At 68.9% G+C, this 15,741-nt stretch carries 14 protein-coding genes; 9 read left to right on the forward strand and 5 right to left on the reverse strand.

Going from position 1 to position 15,741, the window contains the following annotated elements; translation table 11 throughout:
* Positions 1–125: 125 nt before the first annotated feature.
* From ASG83_RS08485 to ASG83_RS08515, 7 genes are all read left to right on the forward strand, one after another.
* The gene (locus ASG83_RS08485; RefSeq protein ID WP_082599174.1) at positions 126–1,142 is read left to right on the forward strand and encodes an alpha/beta hydrolase; all 1,017 of its coding nucleotides are present in this window, start codon (positions 126–128) and stop codon (positions 1,140–1,142) included.
* Between the two features lie 28 nt (positions 1,143–1,170).
* Positions 1,171–2,295, forward strand: coding sequence for a helix-turn-helix domain-containing protein (locus tag ASG83_RS08490; protein ID WP_055859940.1), 1,125 nt, complete (start codon positions 1,171–1,173; stop codon positions 2,293–2,295).
* A 110-nt stretch (positions 2,296–2,405) separates the two neighbouring features.
* The gene (locus tag ASG83_RS08495; RefSeq protein WP_055859944.1) at positions 2,406–3,692 is read left to right on the forward strand and encodes an ABC transporter substrate-binding protein; all 1,287 of its coding nucleotides are present in this window, start codon (positions 2,406–2,408) and stop codon (positions 3,690–3,692) included.
* 110 nt (positions 3,693–3,802) lie between these two features.
* Entirely contained in the window at positions 3,803–4,726 is a 924-nt protein-coding gene (locus tag ASG83_RS08500; protein ID WP_200959276.1) for a carbohydrate ABC transporter permease, read from the forward strand.
* Positions 4,723–5,592 carry a carbohydrate ABC transporter permease gene (locus tag ASG83_RS08505; RefSeq protein ID WP_082599176.1) on the forward strand — a complete coding sequence of 290 codons (870 nt, stop codon included), beginning with the start codon at positions 4,723–4,725 and terminating at the stop codon, positions 5,590–5,592. The genes ASG83_RS08500 and ASG83_RS08505 overlap by 4 nt, the downstream gene beginning before the upstream one ends.
* Before the next feature lie 365 nt (positions 5,593–5,957).
* Positions 5,958–7,130, forward strand: a complete 1,173-nt coding sequence (locus tag ASG83_RS08510; RefSeq protein WP_369813390.1) for an alpha-N-arabinofuranosidase — start codon at positions 5,958–5,960, stop codon at positions 7,128–7,130.
* Positions 7,127–8,641: a sulfatase gene (locus ASG83_RS08515; protein WP_055859951.1), complete on the forward strand. Its 1,515-nt coding sequence runs from the start codon at positions 7,127–7,129 to the stop codon at positions 8,639–8,641. The genes ASG83_RS08510 and ASG83_RS08515 overlap by 4 nt, the downstream gene beginning before the upstream one ends.
* On the opposite strand, the gene ASG83_RS08520 is transcribed toward ASG83_RS08515, so the two are convergent.
* The 4 genes from ASG83_RS08520 to ASG83_RS08540 form a co-directional block, all read right to left on the reverse strand.
* Positions 8,604–9,401 (reverse strand): SGNH/GDSL hydrolase family protein, encoded by a 798-nt coding sequence (locus tag ASG83_RS08520; protein ID WP_055859954.1) that lies wholly within the window; start codon positions 9,399–9,401, stop codon positions 8,604–8,606. The genes ASG83_RS08515 and ASG83_RS08520 overlap by 38 nt on opposite strands.
* A 13-nt stretch (positions 9,402–9,414) precedes the next feature.
* On the reverse strand, positions 9,415–10,470 hold the full coding sequence (locus ASG83_RS08525) for a LacI family DNA-binding transcriptional regulator (protein ID WP_055859957.1): 1,056 nt from the start codon (positions 10,468–10,470) through the stop codon (positions 9,415–9,417).
* A 457-nt stretch (positions 10,471–10,927) separates the two neighbouring features.
* Entirely contained in the window at positions 10,928–11,917 is a 990-nt protein-coding gene (gene bla / locus ASG83_RS08535) for a class A beta-lactamase (protein WP_082599178.1), read from the reverse strand.
* On the reverse strand, positions 11,886–12,533 hold the full coding sequence (locus ASG83_RS08540; RefSeq protein ID WP_055859964.1) for a TetR/AcrR family transcriptional regulator: 648 nt from the start codon (positions 12,531–12,533) through the stop codon (positions 11,886–11,888). Before ASG83_RS08540 ends, bla begins: the two co-directional genes overlap by 32 nt.
* Positions 12,534–12,624: 91 nt before the next feature.
* Between ASG83_RS08540 and ASG83_RS08545 the strand changes: the two genes are divergently transcribed.
* Complete coding sequence (locus ASG83_RS08545) at positions 12,625–13,275, forward strand: hypothetical protein (RefSeq protein ID WP_200959277.1); 651 nt, start codon at positions 12,625–12,627, stop codon at positions 13,273–13,275.
* 54 nt (positions 13,276–13,329) lie between these two features.
* Complete coding sequence (locus ASG83_RS08550; RefSeq protein ID WP_055859969.1) at positions 13,330–14,259, forward strand: CPBP family intramembrane glutamic endopeptidase; 930 nt, start codon at positions 13,330–13,332, stop codon at positions 14,257–14,259.
* Positions 14,260–14,305: 46 nt separating this feature from the next.
* Here ASG83_RS08550 and ASG83_RS08555 read toward each other — a convergent pair whose 3' ends face one another.
* Positions 14,306–15,685: an MFS transporter gene (locus ASG83_RS08555; protein WP_369813391.1), complete on the reverse strand. Its 1,380-nt coding sequence runs from the start codon at positions 15,683–15,685 to the stop codon at positions 14,306–14,308.
* Positions 15,686–15,741 lie beyond the last annotated feature (56 nt).

Consider the following 15,741-nt stretch of genomic DNA (forward strand, 5'->3'; position numbering starts at 1 on the left):
CTCGATGCTTGCTTCAGGATGACCCGCGAAAGTGCGAGCCGCATCCGCCACGCGTCGCGCATTGGCGGCGGATATCCCGACGCGAGAACTACCCCGATCGCCCCTCGCGGGCGCATCCTGTTCCCATGGACTCCCGCGATAGCGCCGCCGCCCCCGACGCGAGCCATCGACACCGGCTCTGGCGGAAGTATCCGCTCGACGAGGAGATCGGGGCTGGCGCGATCCTTCTCGCAGACGCGACCCTCGATGACGTTCCCCGCTTTCGCGAGGTGTGGCGGCGCATCTCTCTCGCCGGAGCCCGCCCCGCCCCGGCCAACGTCGATCACCAGATTGTCGAGCTCGGCACCGAAGGGTCTGCGGTCACCGTGCACACCTACACCCCCGTGGCGGCCGGTCGCAGTGCGCGCCCCGCAGTCCTTCTGCTGCACGGTGGAGCTTTCGTCGGAGGCTCGGTCGAATCGGTGCACGGCCAGGCGTGCGACCTCGCGACGGCTCTCGACGTCGTCGTGGCCGCGGTCGAGTACCGGCTCGCGCCCGAGCATCCGTACCCGGCGGGCCTGGACGATTGCGCCGTGGCCCTCGAGTGGCTAACCGAGCGCGCCGACGATCTGGGCGTGGATCCTTCGAGTATCGCCGTCCACGGCACGAGTGCCGGCGGCGGGCTCGCCGTGGCCCTCGCCCTGCGGACGCGTGATGAGGGCGGGCCGAGCATCCGCCTTCTTTTCCTCGTCTCCCCGGAGCTCGACGACCGGCTCGAGACCGAGAGCATGCGGAAGTACATGGACACACCGGGATTCACCAGTCGCGACGCTCAGATCAGCTGGAAACACTACCTCGGCGACATCACACCCGGCTCACCCGACGTCCCGCCCTACGCCGCTCCCGCCCGAGCGGCGACCTACGCGGGCCTTCCGCCCACGTACCTCGCGCTCATGGAGTTCGATCCGCTGCGCGACGAGGGACTCGAGCTCGCCCGTCGGATGCTCGCCGACGACGTGCGGCTGGAAGTGCACCTCTTCCCCGGCACGTTCCACGGTTCCTCCGCCCTGCACTACGCGGAGGTGTCGCAGCGAGAGGCCGCCGAGGAGATCGCGGTGCTGCGCCGACGGCTCGTGGGAGGTCAGGACGTGCAGCCGACATGACACTCACCGCGCAGAGGGCGACGAGCCCATGAAAGCCCTGTTGCTGAAGCTGTCCACGATGGACTCGGAGACCGAGGCCGCGCTCCGCGTCATCGCGTACTTCGACGCTCTCGCGATGCGCTCCGCGACGGCCGAGATGATCGTGCGTGGCGCGGCGGCGATCGCCGAAGCGCCGGCGGGTCTCGCCCTGTCGGACGGAACGACGCTGCGCTTCGATTCGAGCGGCGCGCGCTTGAGCGGGCGATCGCCCGACGCGGTGCTGGAGGAGACGGTGGGCGGAATTCGAGCCTGGATCGAGCGCGCCGGCGACCCGAACCCCCTCGATGCCCTCGTACTCGAGCGCTTCGCCATCGTTGCCACGACGGCGTCTCGAGAGCGGCCCGTTCGTCAGCCCACCGAGCTCTCTGACCCCACATCCCTTGAGCTGATCCTCTCGGGCCGCGAGCCGCTTGCCGAGCGCAGCGTGGCGCTGCGCAGGCTTGGGCTCTCGCCCGATGCTGCCTCGGTGCTCATTGCGGTCGCGCTCGATGACGACGGTGCGGGCGTCGACGCACCGGTCGAAGAGCTCCTCCATCAGCTCGCGAGCACCATGAAGGTGCGCGGAGCTCGTCTAGGCCCCGTCGGCGCCGTCATCGCTCAACCGAACCCGGGTCGGGAGACCGAAACGCTCGTGCGAACGGTGCGCGACCTCATCGCAGGCAGCCGCGTCGCGTCATCGGCTCGAGCCCGGTTCGGCATCGGGGTGCCCGGTACCGCCCTCGAGGCGCCGACAGGTTGGGACTCAGCGCGGACGGCGCTCCGGTTTGCTCGCCGTCGCGCCTCTGGATCGTCAATCGTCGACGCCGACGACCTGGGTCCGATGATTCATCTCGCACAGGTGGAGCCGGAGCGCTGGATGTCGGATCCGCGCGTGCGCGTCCTCCGCGAGCTTGCCGGCCAAGAGTCGGGAGCAGTCGACCTCGAGGTGCTCGAAGCGTACCTTTCGCTCGGCACTCTGCGCACCGCCGGCCAATCGCTGCACATGCATCACAGCAGTGTCGCCTCACGGCTGGCACGGCTGGAAGAGCGGCTCGACCTCGACTTCACACTGCCGAGCGACCTTTTCCAGGCCCGACTGTGCATTTACGCCGCAACGCTCGCGGCCAATCGCTGACAACAGCAGTCCGGCGGCCACCAATTCGTTGTTACGCCCGCGCTATTGCGCTGTAGAACGTTCTCGAATAACGTTCTCTACATCACCCGCTGACTCAAAGGAGCGTCACTGTGAACGTACGACTCACGACGGCGGCGGTCGCCGCCGTCGCCACCGCAACACTGCTCGCGGCCTGCGCCTCGCCGGCAGCCGAGACAATCGACGAGTCGGTCGAACCCGCCGACTCCCTCACCCTCTGGCACGGCGCGTGCGCGACGCCGGCCATCACGGGCATGTATGACGCCTTCGAAGAGGCGACAGGCATCACCCTCGAGATCGTCGACATCCCGTGTGATGGTTTCGAGCAAGCCACGACGACTCGCTGGGCGACCGGCGACCGACCCGACGTCTTGACCTACCACGCGATCACGTCGCTGCTGCTGCCGCTCAACCCGGTGGTCAACATGCAGGATCTCTCGGACATGGACTTCGTCGACCGCGCGCAATCGACCGTCGCGATCGACGGCGTCACCTACGGCGCACTCACACAGTTCCCCGAGGTGTACGGCTTCTACTACAACAAGGCCGTCCTCGAGGAGGCAGGACTCGAGGCGCCGACCGCCATGACCGACCTGCTCGACATATGTGAAGGGCTCGCCGGTTCCGGAATCGCCCCGATCTTCGAATCGGGGGCGAGCGTCTGGCCGACGCAGCTAATCCCGCTGCTTTACATGGCCGATGCCAACGTCGACGGCGCGCTCGGCCAGGCGGTGCTTGCCAAGGAGGTCGATCTCGGCGACCCGGATGGAGTCATGGTCGAGGGCCTGGAGTTCTACCAGGAGCTCGTTGAGAGCGACTGCGTCAACGAGAACGCCACCACGACGAGCTTCGAGGACTCCCTCGCTGCGGTCATCGACGGCCGCGCAGCCATGACGGCTCTGCACTCCAACTTCTACGAGAGCCTCGTTAGCTACAACGAGGGCGACCGCGAAGGTCTCGACGACAAGGTCGGCTTCACGGGGCTCTCTGCGGACAGTTCCACCGCCACGGCGAACTATGGCCCTTTCGGCACCTACTACGCGCCGAAGACTGGCGATGCTGCGAAAGAGCTCGCGGCGCGGATGTTCATCGAGTTCGCCACGGGAGAGGGTTACCAGGCCATGGTCGACTCCGGCCCGCTCTTCCCGATCTACGAAGGCGCCACGACGCCCGACGGATTCTCCGAGCTTCAGCTCGCCTTCCAGGCCGCGGCTGAGAACGCCTCACCTGGCGTCAATGCCGGCGTGCCGGGCTTCGTCGCCCTCAAGGAGGTGACCTCGAAGATCTTGGCCGAACAGACCACGGCCGTTGACGGAGTCACCGAGCTCGTCGTCTCCGTCGAGCAGGCGGCGAGGGCTGCCGGAGTCGACGGATGGTAGGCATTCCGACTGGGGAGCGGAAGAACGCGGGGCGTGCGCACGGCGCACGCCCCGCGGGGCCGCCTCGTCGTCGCACGATCCTCGGCCGCCCGACGCCCCATCTGGGCCTCGTGGCTTCATCCGTCGACCGAACCGGCTCACCTCGCCGGTACGACGATCGATGGATCCGGGGGCGCAAGGCCCTCGGAAGCGCCGCATTCGTCGCCCCTTCGGTCGCGCTCGTCGTCGTCTTCTTCGTCATTCCCTTTGTGCTCAACCTTCCGTTCGCGTTCTCGTCCTGGACGGGCTACTCGGAAGAGATCGGGTTCATCGCTCTCGACAACTTCACGCTGCTCGCCGACCGCGGCGTCCTCGTCACCAGCACCGTCGTCACCGTTGTGTATGCGGTCATCTGCATGCTCGTGCAGAACATCGTCAGCGTTTCGCTCGCGCTCTCCCTCCGCGATGCGACCCCCGCGACGACGTTCTTCCGATCCATCTTTTTCGTGCCGGTGCTGATCTCTCCGCTCGCCGGCGGATACATCTGGCGTGCCATCGTCAGCCCCGACGGTCCGCTCAACGCGACGATCGCGCTCGGCGCGCCCGGCTTCGACTTCGCCTGGCTCGGCGACCCATACTGGGCCGTCTTCTGGGTCGCATTCGTCGACGCCTGGAAGTGGTGCGGCGTCGCGACTCTCGTCTACATCGCGGGGCTCAACAGCATCCCGAAAGAGCTGCTCGAAGCCGCCGACATCGACGGCGCCGGCCGGTGGCGTCGGTTCTGGAGCATTAGCTTCCCTCTGCTCGCACCCGCGTTCACCTTCAACATCGTGACGACCCTCATCGGCGCGCTGAGCGCGTACGACGTGGTGGCGTCGATGACCGGCGGCGGGCCGGGCGACAGCACGACCACGCTCAACTTCGCCGTCGTGCAGCAGTTCGGGTACTCCTTCTTCGGGGTCGCGAGCGCGCTGAATTTCTTCGTGACGATCCTCGTGATCGTCCTCGCCGTCCCGCTCGTGATGTGGCTCCGCCGACGTGAGGTGGCCTCGTGACCGTCATCGCTCGCACCCGGCCCGCTACCCGTATCGCTTCCCGACGTGGGCCCACAGCGCTCCGCTACACACTGCTGACGATCTTCGCGATCCCGTGGCTTGTGGTGCCGCTGTGGCTTCTCGTCGTCAACTCGTTCAAGACCGAGCGCGAGGCCGCCGATCTGACGCTCGCACTGCCTACCGAGTGGCAGCTGATCGAGAATTACACGGCTGCGATCACGGCCGGCAACTATCTCACCGGGCTGCGCAATAGCATCCTCATTGCCATCCCTACGATTGCGGCCGTACTGCTGCTCGGCGCGATGGCGGCGTGGGTCTACTCGCGGAGCTCGTCGATGACGCTGCAGAGCCTCTACTACGTCAGTGCGCTGTCGATTCTGCTACCGCCGGCAGTCATCCCGACAATCTTCGTCCTCACCGCCCTCAACCTAGACGGCTCACTCTCGGGCTACGCGCTGATGATGATCGGCACCCGGATCGGGCTCTTCATCTTTCTCGCCACAGGTTTCGTGAAGGGCATCCCACGAGAGCTCGAAGAGTCGGCCGCGATCGACGGTGCCTCCCGCCTGCGGATCTTCTTCCAGATCCTGCTGCCGCTGCTGAAGCCTGTGATGTTCGTGGGCGCCGTTCTGCTCGTCATCGCGGTATGGAACGACCTGTTCTTCGCGCAGCTCCTTTTGCGCGGCTCCGACAGCGCCACGCTGCCCGTCACCCTGTTCACCTTCGCGTCAGCGTCGATGAACATTATCCGTTGGAACGAGGTCTTCGCCCACGTGATCCTGTCGAGCCTGCCGCTCATCATCGTCTACGTGGTGGCGCAGCGTCAGGTCATCTCCGGGCTCACCGAGGGCGGGCTGAAAGGATGACCGGGCAGGTCGTAAGGGTTGAGATTGATCCGGATGCCGCCATCGCCACCGTCGATCGTCGCCTGTTCGGCGGGTTCGTCGAGCACATGGGGCGTGGGGTTTACGGCGGAATCGTGGACCCCGAGCATCCGACCGCCGACGCCGCGGGGTTTCGTGGCGACGTCATAGAGCTCGTCCGCGAGCTCGGAGTTACCACGATCCGCTACCCCGGAGGCAACTTCGTCTCTGGATTCCGGTGGGAGGACGGCGTCGGCCCGGTACCCTCGCGACCGGCTCGGCTCAACCTCGCCTGGCACAGCGCGGAGCCCAACACATTCGGGCTAGACGAGTTCACGCGCTGGCTCGAGCTCGTGGGCGGAGACCTCATGCTCGCGGTGAATCTCGGGACGCGCGGCATCGACGCGGCGCTTGAGTTGCTCGAGTATGCCAACCATCCCGGCGGCACGGCGCTGTCAGAACTGCGGCGCGCGCACGGGCGCGATGACCCCTACGGCGTGCGGATGTGGTGCCTCGGCAACGAGATGGACGGCCCCTGGCAGCTGGGTCAGATGACGCCGGACGAGTACGGGCGGATCGCCTCGAGAACCGCGAAAGCCATGCGACAGCTCGACCCCGGGCTCGAGCTGGTCGCCTGCGGCTCATCGAGCGCGGATATGCCGACCTTCGGAAAATGGGAACGTACCGTGCTGCAGCACGCCCACGACGACGTCGACTACCTCTCGTGCCACGCCTACTACGAGCCGATCGACGGCGATCTTCCGTCTTTCCTGGCCTCGGGCTCGGCGATGGACGCATTCATCCGCGACGTGGTGGCGCATGCGGATGCTGTGCGCGACGAGCGTGGATCTTCCAAGACGATCCTGCTCTCCTTCGACGAGTGGAACGTCTGGTACCAGTCGCGCGTCCCCGGGACGCTGCCGGCCGGTGATGACTGGCCGGTGAATCCGCCGATCAGCGAGGACGACTACACGCTCGCTGACGCTGTCGTCGTGGGAGACCTGCTCATCACGCTTCTCGGTCACGCCGATCGCGTTAAGAGTGCCTCGCTCGCGCAACTCGTCAACGTGATCGCGCCGATCGCCGCACCCGCGGGGGCGCCGGCGTGGCGGCGGACGACCTTCTACCCGTTCAGCCTGACATCGCGGTTCGGCCGCGGCCAGAGCATCCCCGTGCGCGTCGCCAGTCCCTCGATCGAGACCCAGCAGCACGGGTCGGTCGACGCCGTGCGGGCAGCCGCAGTGCTGGATGAGGACGGCGTGCTGTCCGTCTTCATTGTCAATCGCTCGGTCGAGTCCGCGCACCGCGTCGAGCTGTCGCTTGTCGGGGGTGCCGGTGCCCTCCTCGAGGCGACGACGCTGTCTGATCGCGACCCGTGGGCCGCCAACACGGCAGACGACCCGCTCCGGGTCGTTCCCGCCGCGAACGACACCGCCGTGCTCGAAGGCGGGTCGGTGCGCATCGAACTCCCGCCCGTCTCGTGGACGCTCGTGCGCGTCGACCGTCGCTCCACCATCAGTGCAGAAGGATGCTCGTTATGACCGCGCAGAGCGTGCTCATCATCATCACCGACCAGCAGCGGGCCGACCTCACAGCACGAGAGGGCTACCCGCTCGATATCACCCCGTTCGTCGACGCGTTCGCGCGCGAGGGCCGATGGTTCCGCCGCGCCTACACGACGTCCCCGACGTGCTCGCCGGCCCGCACGAGCCTGCTGACCGGCCGCTACCCGAGCGCGCACCGCGTGACCCAGAACGCCGCGCGAGATGCCGTCGTTGCGGGCAGCGATCTCTTCGCCGCAGCCCGTAAACACGGGTGCGCGACCGCCCTCATCGGGAAGAACCACACCTATCTGCGCGAGGGTGACGTCGACCACTATCTCGAGTTCAGCCACGGGGGGCAGCTCACGGGCCCCCGAAGCGGCGATGAGCGCGCGTTCGATGAGTGGCTCACGGGTCTGAACCACCGCACAGTAGCGTCGCCGGCGCCGGGTGGTGCCGAGGTGCAGTCGCCGCACCGCATCGTGAATGCGGCGATCGACTGGTTCGGCGGACTCGACCCCGCGACTCCGTTCGTCGCGCAAGTCTCGTTCCCGGAGCCGCACAACCCATATCAGGTGCCCGAGCCGTACTTCGACCTCTTCGCGCCTGAGGTGATCCCCGAGCCGAGGGTCGGGGCTGAGTTCCTCGACACGGCCGGTTTCGCCTGGCGGCACCTCCGACGGATTGCGGAGGAAGGGGAGCCGGGGCATAGCGCCCTCATCCCGCGGGCACGGTCGAACTACCTCGGGATGCTGCGCTTCATCGACGACGAGATCGCCCGTCTCATCGGGCACCTCGACGCGAGCGGTCGGCTCGACGACACGCTCGTGATCATCACCTCCGACCACGGCGACTACTTCGGCGAGTACGGGCTCATGCGCAAAGGTGCCGGGGTTCCCGACTGGCTCATGCGCGTGCCGTTCGTCGTGCGGGGCCGGGGCGTCGACCCATCCATCGAGCCGCGCGACGAGTGTGTGAGCCTCGCAGACATCTTCCCGACGGCGTGCGAACACCTGGGCATCGCCGTCCCGGAGGGGGTGCAGGGCGCCCCGCTGCTCGCGTCGTTCCGCGACCAGCAACCGTCGATCGACGCCGATCTCACGAGTGCGTACGGGGAGCAGGGCATCGGCGGCGAGCGATTCACGGCCGCCGACGTTGAGCAGCTCGCCTTCGTGCCCGGCTTGCCGGTCGGGGAGGAGCCGCCGGGAGCCCCCTGCTTCGACGAGCTCAACGCGGTCACCCAGGCAGGACGCATGCGCATGGTCCGTCGGGGCCGGTTCAAGCTCGTCGCTGACTCGGACTCCGGGTTCGTCCTCTACGACCTCGACGCCGACCCCGGCGAGATTGCCGATCTCGCGGCCGATCCCCAGTACGAGCGCGAGTTGCGCGAGCTCCTGGAGCTGCTCGCCGCGTGGCAGCTCACCGTGGAGGACACCCTGCCGCTACCGGCGAGCGGATACGTGCGGGCGGGGGTCAGGCGCGTGCCGCGAGGCGCTCGAGCAGGGTTCTGAGCAGCCCCATGTGACCCACGACCGTCGGGTGCACGCCGTCGGCGGAGAGCTCGATCGCGTCGCTCTCGCTGAGCGTGATGATCGCAATCCCGCGCCGTGCCGCCAGCGACACCATGCCCGCGACGAGAGCCGCATGGTCGTCGGGGTGCCAGGCGATGCGAGCGTCGACGAAGTGGGGCCAGTGCGACGCCCGCTCGCCGTCCACGCGCGGGGGAGCGACGAGGGTTGCGTGATGTCCGGAGCCCTCGAGCGCGGTCACGATGCGGTCGAGCGACGACAGGGTCTCCGGCAGCGAGACACGTGGCCGGGCCTCGCGATCGAATCGACGCAGGTCGTTGGTGCCGAGCAGCACCACGGCGGGGGATCGGCGGCCGCCCTCGGCTCCAGGGAGCTGGGCGAGAGCATCCGTCGTCGTCGCCCCTGACCGAGCGAGATTGCGGATGCTCGGCGCCTGCCCGAGTGCGCGAAGCACCCCGCGCAGCTGCTCGACCCACGAGCACCTATCGGCCGAGAGCGAGTCGCCGACGACGACGAGCCGGTCGAGGTCGGCAAGCAGGTCGAGCATCGCGACGACCGCGGGGTCGGCGGACAACTCGGCGCCACAGCGCGCGAGCGCGACCGTGATGCGCGCCTCGATCTCAGGGGTGAGCGCAGCTACCGATGGTCTCATTGCCTTGTCGACCGGCGGCGATCCGGCATGGAGGTTCGGCGGCGACTGCAGCCGGACAGCGAGCGCGGTGGCGTTGTCGATCGCGCGCACGGGCGGCGGCCGGCTAGTCCGCCGCCCCGTCGGTGCGGCGCGGTTCCCCCGTCGTCGCGCGCACCTCGAGTCGAGGCGTGATGACGACGTGGCGCGCCTCGGAGCGACCGTCGATGCGCTCAAGCAGGAGCTGCGCGGCGTGTTCGCCGAGCGAGGAGGCGTCCTGATCGACGCTCGTGAGCGAAACCGGTCGCAGCTGCGCGACCGAGGTGTTGTCGTAGCCGACGAGCGAGACGTCGGCGGGGAGTCGTGTGCCGTGCTCGCCGAAGACGTTCATCATGCCGAACGCCGCGACATCCGCACCGGCGAACACGGCCGTGGGCAACTCGTCGCGCGCGAGCAGAGTGCGGGCGGCCTGCGTGCCGCCTGTCCTGCTCCACGTGGAAGGCACAACGTCGATGCGCGCTTCAAGTCCGAGCAGCGACATGGCCTCGCGGTAGCCGCGCTCGCGCACGCGCTGCGGAGAGTGCGGGTCGGTCTGATCGCCGTCGCTGTGGGTGATGTAGGCGATGCGCTCGTGGCCCTGGTCGATAAGGTGCTGCACGGCGAGCCGTGCCCCCAGCATGTCGTCGCCGACGACGGTGTCGTAGACGCGGGAGGCTCCGTGGCGGGAGACGACGACCGTCGGCGTGCTTCCGGCAATCTCGGCGATGCGATCGGCCGAGCCATATGGCGAGAAGAGGATGAGTCCATCCATCTGTCGATCGACCATGGCGTCGATGACCTTCGCCTGCGAGCTTGAGGCGTTGCCAGCCGGCCCGATGAGCACCTCGTACTCGGTCGGCTCGGTCACCGAGAGGATGCCCTCGACGAGCGCGGAGACGAACTCGTTGTCGATATCGGGCACCGATACGCCGAGCGTGAAGGTCTTGCCGCGGAGCCCGCGGGCGGCGGCATTCGGCCGGTAGTTGAGCGTCGCCATCGACGCCCGCACGCGCTCTTTCATCTCCTCGCTGACGCCATAGGCGTCGCGAAGCACCTTCGACGCCGAGGCGACGGAGACGCCGGCGTGACGCGCGACGTCGACGATCGTGACGCGCCGAGGGGAACTGGTGAGGGTGGGGTTCACGTGCGCGGCCGTGCCTTTCGTCGAACGGCGTCACCCGATCGCCCGACGCGAGCCACGCGCCGCGGTAGGCTGGATAACGTTCTACAACAAGACTAGGGGCATGAGGGGTCCAAGTAAAGGCGGCTCGCGATCCGTGGCCCCCGTGATACCCGAGCTCGACCTCATCGAGATCCTCGCCGATCGAACCCCGGCCAGGAACGGCTCGAACGTCGTCAGGCTCAGCTCAGAAGTCGCGGCGTGAACGAAGCCGTAGAGTGGGTCGTCAGCGGGCAGCAGCACTGCCCGCCCCACGCTGGCCTCGGCCCCGTCGACGATCGCCGCGAAGCTGAAGCGCGGCCCGCTCCAGTTCATGTTCGCGAGTGTGGCCTCGCGAAGCAGCGGAGGGTCGGAAGCGGTGCGTGGGCGGAAGACCACCGTGCCACGGCACCGCGGCGATCTCCGTCAAAGGGCCAGCCGCTCATTCGTCGGCGAACGCGTCGAGCGCGATCTCCGCAGCGCGAGCCACGAGCGAGTCGTCCCTGTCCGCCTCCGGGTCGTCGCGCTGGGTGAGCACCGCGATGACGATCGGAGCGCCCTCGGGTCGGGTCACGAGCGCCACGTCATTGCGGATCGCGCCCGCACCGCCCGACTTGTCGGCCACGACCCAGCCCTCGGGCGCCCCAGCGCGGATGAGCGTGTCGCCCGTGGCGTTGCCGCTCATCCAGTCGAGCAGCAGGGCGCGGTCGTCGACGTCGAGCGTCGGGCCGAGCAGCAGCGTCTCGATCGTGCCGGCGAGGGCTGAGGCCGTCGTCGTGTCGTCGGTGCTGCCCGGCTCGATCGTGTTGAGCTCGGGCTCGAGGGTCACGACCTCGGTGGTCTCGTCGCCGAGCTCGGCGAGGGCGGCGTCGAGCGCCGCTGGGCCGCCGAGGCGCTCGAGCACGAGGTTGAAGGCGAGGTTGTCGCTCTGCCGCACCGCCGCCTCCGCGAGCTCGGCGAGCGTGAGCCCCTCGGCGATGCGCTCGGCGGTGACGGGCGCGTAGTCGGCCTCCTCGACCTGTGCGGCGCTCCAGCGCACGACCTCGTCGCGAGCCGCGCCCTCGACGCGATCGAGGAAGATCCCGGCAAGCGGCGCCTTCATCGTCGACGCGAACCCGAACCGGCGATCCTGCCCGAAGGCGATGGATGCTCCCGACGAGGTGTCACGGGCGAGCACGCCGATCGTCGCGCCGTACTCGGTCTCGAGTGCGGCGAGCTCGGCTGCGACGCGTCCGCTCGACTCGAGCGGAGCATCCGGCCCCGTCGTCGAGGGGGAGGGGGAGACCGACTGCGCTGACTCGTCGACGACGGGAGCGCAGCCGGTGAGCCCGAGCGCCGCCGCGACGGCCACGGCGACCAGTCGACCGCGATGCGCGCGCGATAGACGGAGCAGTCGCGCGTCAGCCGGGGGGTGCGGGTGCGGGGTCTTCATGGGTCGCCTCCTCGGCGGGGTCGTCGGTCAGCACCGCGCGCGCGGCACGGTGCAGGGTCTGGGTCTCGGCCGCGAGTCGGGCGGCGTCGGTCGGCAGGGCGCGCTCGGTCAGGAGTCCGGTGAGCACCGTCGACAAGAACCGGGCGCCGCTCTCGACCGAGCCCGCCGGCATCGCGCCCTCGTCGGCGAGCACCTGCAGCCAGCGCTCGAGGCGGTGGCGGTCGAGGCGCTCGAGCGCGGCGAAGGTCGTCGCCTGATCGTCGCTCACCGGTGCGGCGACGTAGGCCTCGTGCATCGCGGCGAAGCGCTGCCGTGCCGGCGCGCCGACGCCCACGACCGACAGCACGAGGCGCAGGCAGTCGACGAGTCGCTGCTCGGCCGAGACGGCGCGGTTCTCGATCGGGTCGTCGGGCAGCTCGACGTCGTGAATCGCCGCGATGACGGTGTCGATGAGCTCCCGCTGCGTGGGGAAGAAGTGCCGCAACGAGCCCGTGCTCACCTGAGCCCGCGCGGCGACCGCGCGCACGCTCAAGCGCGCGGTCGGGTCTTCGCCGAGCATCGTCGCCGCGGCGATGAGGATTCGCTCGCGCGTTCCCGGCTGTGACGCAGTGTCCATTCCGACCTCCTCCCTCATGTCTATCACAGTGTGCTAGTGTCATCGATCGCGCCACTAGCACGTTGTACTAGTTGACTTCGAAGGGATGCCCATGGCCCGTCTCCTACGACCCTTTCGTCGCCCTCGTCCGGGCGACGGCTCTCCGCTTCCGCGATTCCGCTGGTGGCAGCTCCTCGGCCGCTCCCTGCGAACCATCGACCTGCCCGTCGACGGTCGCGCCGATGATGCGTCTCGTGCGTTCACTGTCGACGTCCGTCGCGGTGGCGACCTCTCCGACGGCGTCGTGCGTGCCCGGCTCTACGTCGACGGAGCCCTGCAGGCCTCCTCAGGGCTCCCTGCGCGGTTCGACGTGCCCGGCGGCCGCATCGAGGTCGCCATCAGCGGCTTCGGGCTCAGGAGATGCCACTTCGTCGCCGTCGATGGCTCGGAGACTCCGCTCGCCCCCCACCCGGCCAGCGCCGAAGGGCGACGAGAGGAGCTTCACCGGCGACGCCCGGCATTCAGTCGAGCGATCGGAGTGATCTCGGTGCTGCTCGTCGTGACCGGGTTGTGCGTCGAGCTTCCGCAGCTCGTGGAGGCTCTGTCGCGCATCCCGCTCATCGCCGACTCGGTCGGCGTCGTCACCTCGCCCATCCAGCTGCCCCTCGCCGTCAACCTGCTCATCGGTCTGGGTGCCGTGCTGGGCGGCGCGGAGCGAGGACTGCGCCTGCGCGCGGGCTGGATCGACGAGCTCGCCAGCTGACCCCAGCCTCATCGCTCTGCCCTGACCACGACCGAACCCCCACGAGAGGACGACATGAGCACTGACACGCGCACCAACTGGCTGTTCCTGCCCGACCCCGCCACCGCGAGGTCGCCGCAGCCCACCGGAGTCGCCTACCACCGCGCCTACGCGGGTGAACGGCGCCGCATCCTCCGCGGCGTTCTCGCGATCGTGCTGCTGGTCGCCTCGCTCATCCTCTTCGGGCAGCTCTTCCTCGACCTCGCCGATGTCGTCGATGAGCGCTGGCTGAACGGCACGGGCGGCGCAGCACTGGCCCACGGCGCTGGGGTGCTATCGGTGGCCCTGCTCATCCCCGTGAGCATGCTGCTGCAGCGCGTGCTCTACGGGGTGCGGCCCTCATCGCTGCACTCCGTGACCGGCCGGTTCCGCTTCGCTCTGCTCGGCCGATCGCTGCTGGTCTTCGGCCCGTTCGTGCTCGTCTCGGTCAGCGTCGTGCCGCTGTTCCTGCCGAGCCCCCAGGTGGCTTGGAGCTCGGTCGACCTGATCGCCTACTTCGTCATCAGCATGCTGCTCGTTCCGCTCGCGGCGGCGGGGGAGGAGTGCGGGTTCCGCGGGTTCATGCTGCGCGTGCTCGGCGGATGGACCCGAGGAGAGCGATCGGGCGCCGCCCTCGGCATCATCGGCACCACCGTCGTGTTCTCGCTGCTCCACGGCTCGCTCGACCCGTACATCCTCACCTCGTACCTGATCCTGTTCGGGAGCCTCGCCATCATCACCTGGCGCACCGGCGGACTCGAGCTCGCGATCGTGCTGCACGCCGTGTACAACACCGCGCAGCTCGCCCTCGCGACGACGCTGCATGTCGACGTGGCCGGGCAGCTGGCCTCGCGCGACGTCGCTGTGGGGTCGCCGGCGCAGTTCATCCCGGGCGCCGTGATCGTGCTCATCACAGCGGTGATCTGGTGGGCGACGCGAGCGACGGGCCCGGTTCGCGGCTCGTGAGGTGACCCGCGCCGAGCATCCGCCCGCCACCGCGCAGACAGCGCCCCTACGGCCGCGGGTCCTCCGCGTCGTACTCGCGCAGCGTCCGCTGCACCCGCAGAATCACCGCTGCCGCCACGACGATCACGAGCCCGCCCAGCAGCGGCGGGAACCACAGCAGCGCCGTCACGCTCAGCACGCCCACGTAGAGGTCGCCGACGCGCGGCCCGCCCGTGACGACGACCGTGAAGAGCCCCTGCAGGCGCCCGCGCATCGCATCGGGAACCGACGCCTGCAGCATCGTGTTGCGGTAGATCATGCTCACGCTGTCGGCCGCGCCCGAGAGTGCGAGCAGCACGCTCGCGGCGATGAGCGCGGGCCAGTTCACGTCGGCCCACGACTCCGACACCGAGACGCCCGACGTCGCCGCGAGCAGCAGCACCACGCCGAGCCCGACGATCGTCAGACCGTACGCCGCGACGCCGAAGATCACGCCGAGCCCCTGCTGGCGCACGCCGCCGAGCCTGCCCGAGAAGACTCCCAGCACGAGCACGCCGACCGCGATCGCCGACGTCAGCACGCCCACCGTCACGGCCCCGCCGCCGATGAGCACCGCCCCGATCGCCGGAAACAGCACGCGCGGGTTGCCGAACGTCATCGCGAAGATGTCGAGCAGGAACGAGGCACGGATGTTCGGCGCCACCCGCAAGAAACGCGCACCCTCCACGACCGATCGCAGACCGGGTCGCAGCACTTCGCCTTCCGGACGCACCGGCGGCAGCGTGTACAGCCCGAGGAACGCCGCGACGAAGAGCACGGTGTCGATCGTGTACGTCCACGAGATGCCGACGCCCGCGACGAGCACGCCCGCGAGCGCCGGGCCGATCGTCAGCATGAGGCCTGCGCTGATGCCGCCGAGCGCCCCCGCAGCCGGCAGCAGCTCACGCCGAATCAGCCGCGGAACGATCGCCTGCCGCGCCACCCCCACCATCGTCGCGGCGACCGTGTTGAGCGTGATGAGCAGGTACAGCGGCAGCACCGGGTCGGCCCCCGACCACGAGTACACCGCGAGCCCCGCCGTCGACCCCCACGCGACGATCGCCGACAGCAGCGCGACGATGCGCCGATCGAACGAGTCGGCGAGCACGCCGCCGTAGAGCCCCGCGATGATCATCGGCACGAGCGCGAACGCGGCCACGTACGAGACCATGAGCGTCGACTGCGTGCGGGCGTAGACATCCAGCCCCACCGCGAGAATCGTCATCTGGCTGCCGATGCCTGTGATCGTGCCGCCCACCCACATGCGGGCGAACGCGGGACTCTCGCGCAGCGGAGCGAGGTCGACGAAGTGGCCGCGGGTGAGCGACGCGCGTGGGGCTGAGATGGTGTCCTCCGAAGAAAACGCACCGGCAGGGGATGCCCGTGGTGCGACCCTCCATGCAATCACGTTCGCGCGCGAACGATTCCCGATCGCGGCCGCTGTCGCTCGTGCGCGCTACTGTC

The organism is Yonghaparkia sp. Soil809 (assembly GCF_001429705.1).
In the GTDB taxonomy this organism is placed as follows: Bacteria; Actinomycetota; Actinomycetes; order Actinomycetales; family Microbacteriaceae; genus Microcella.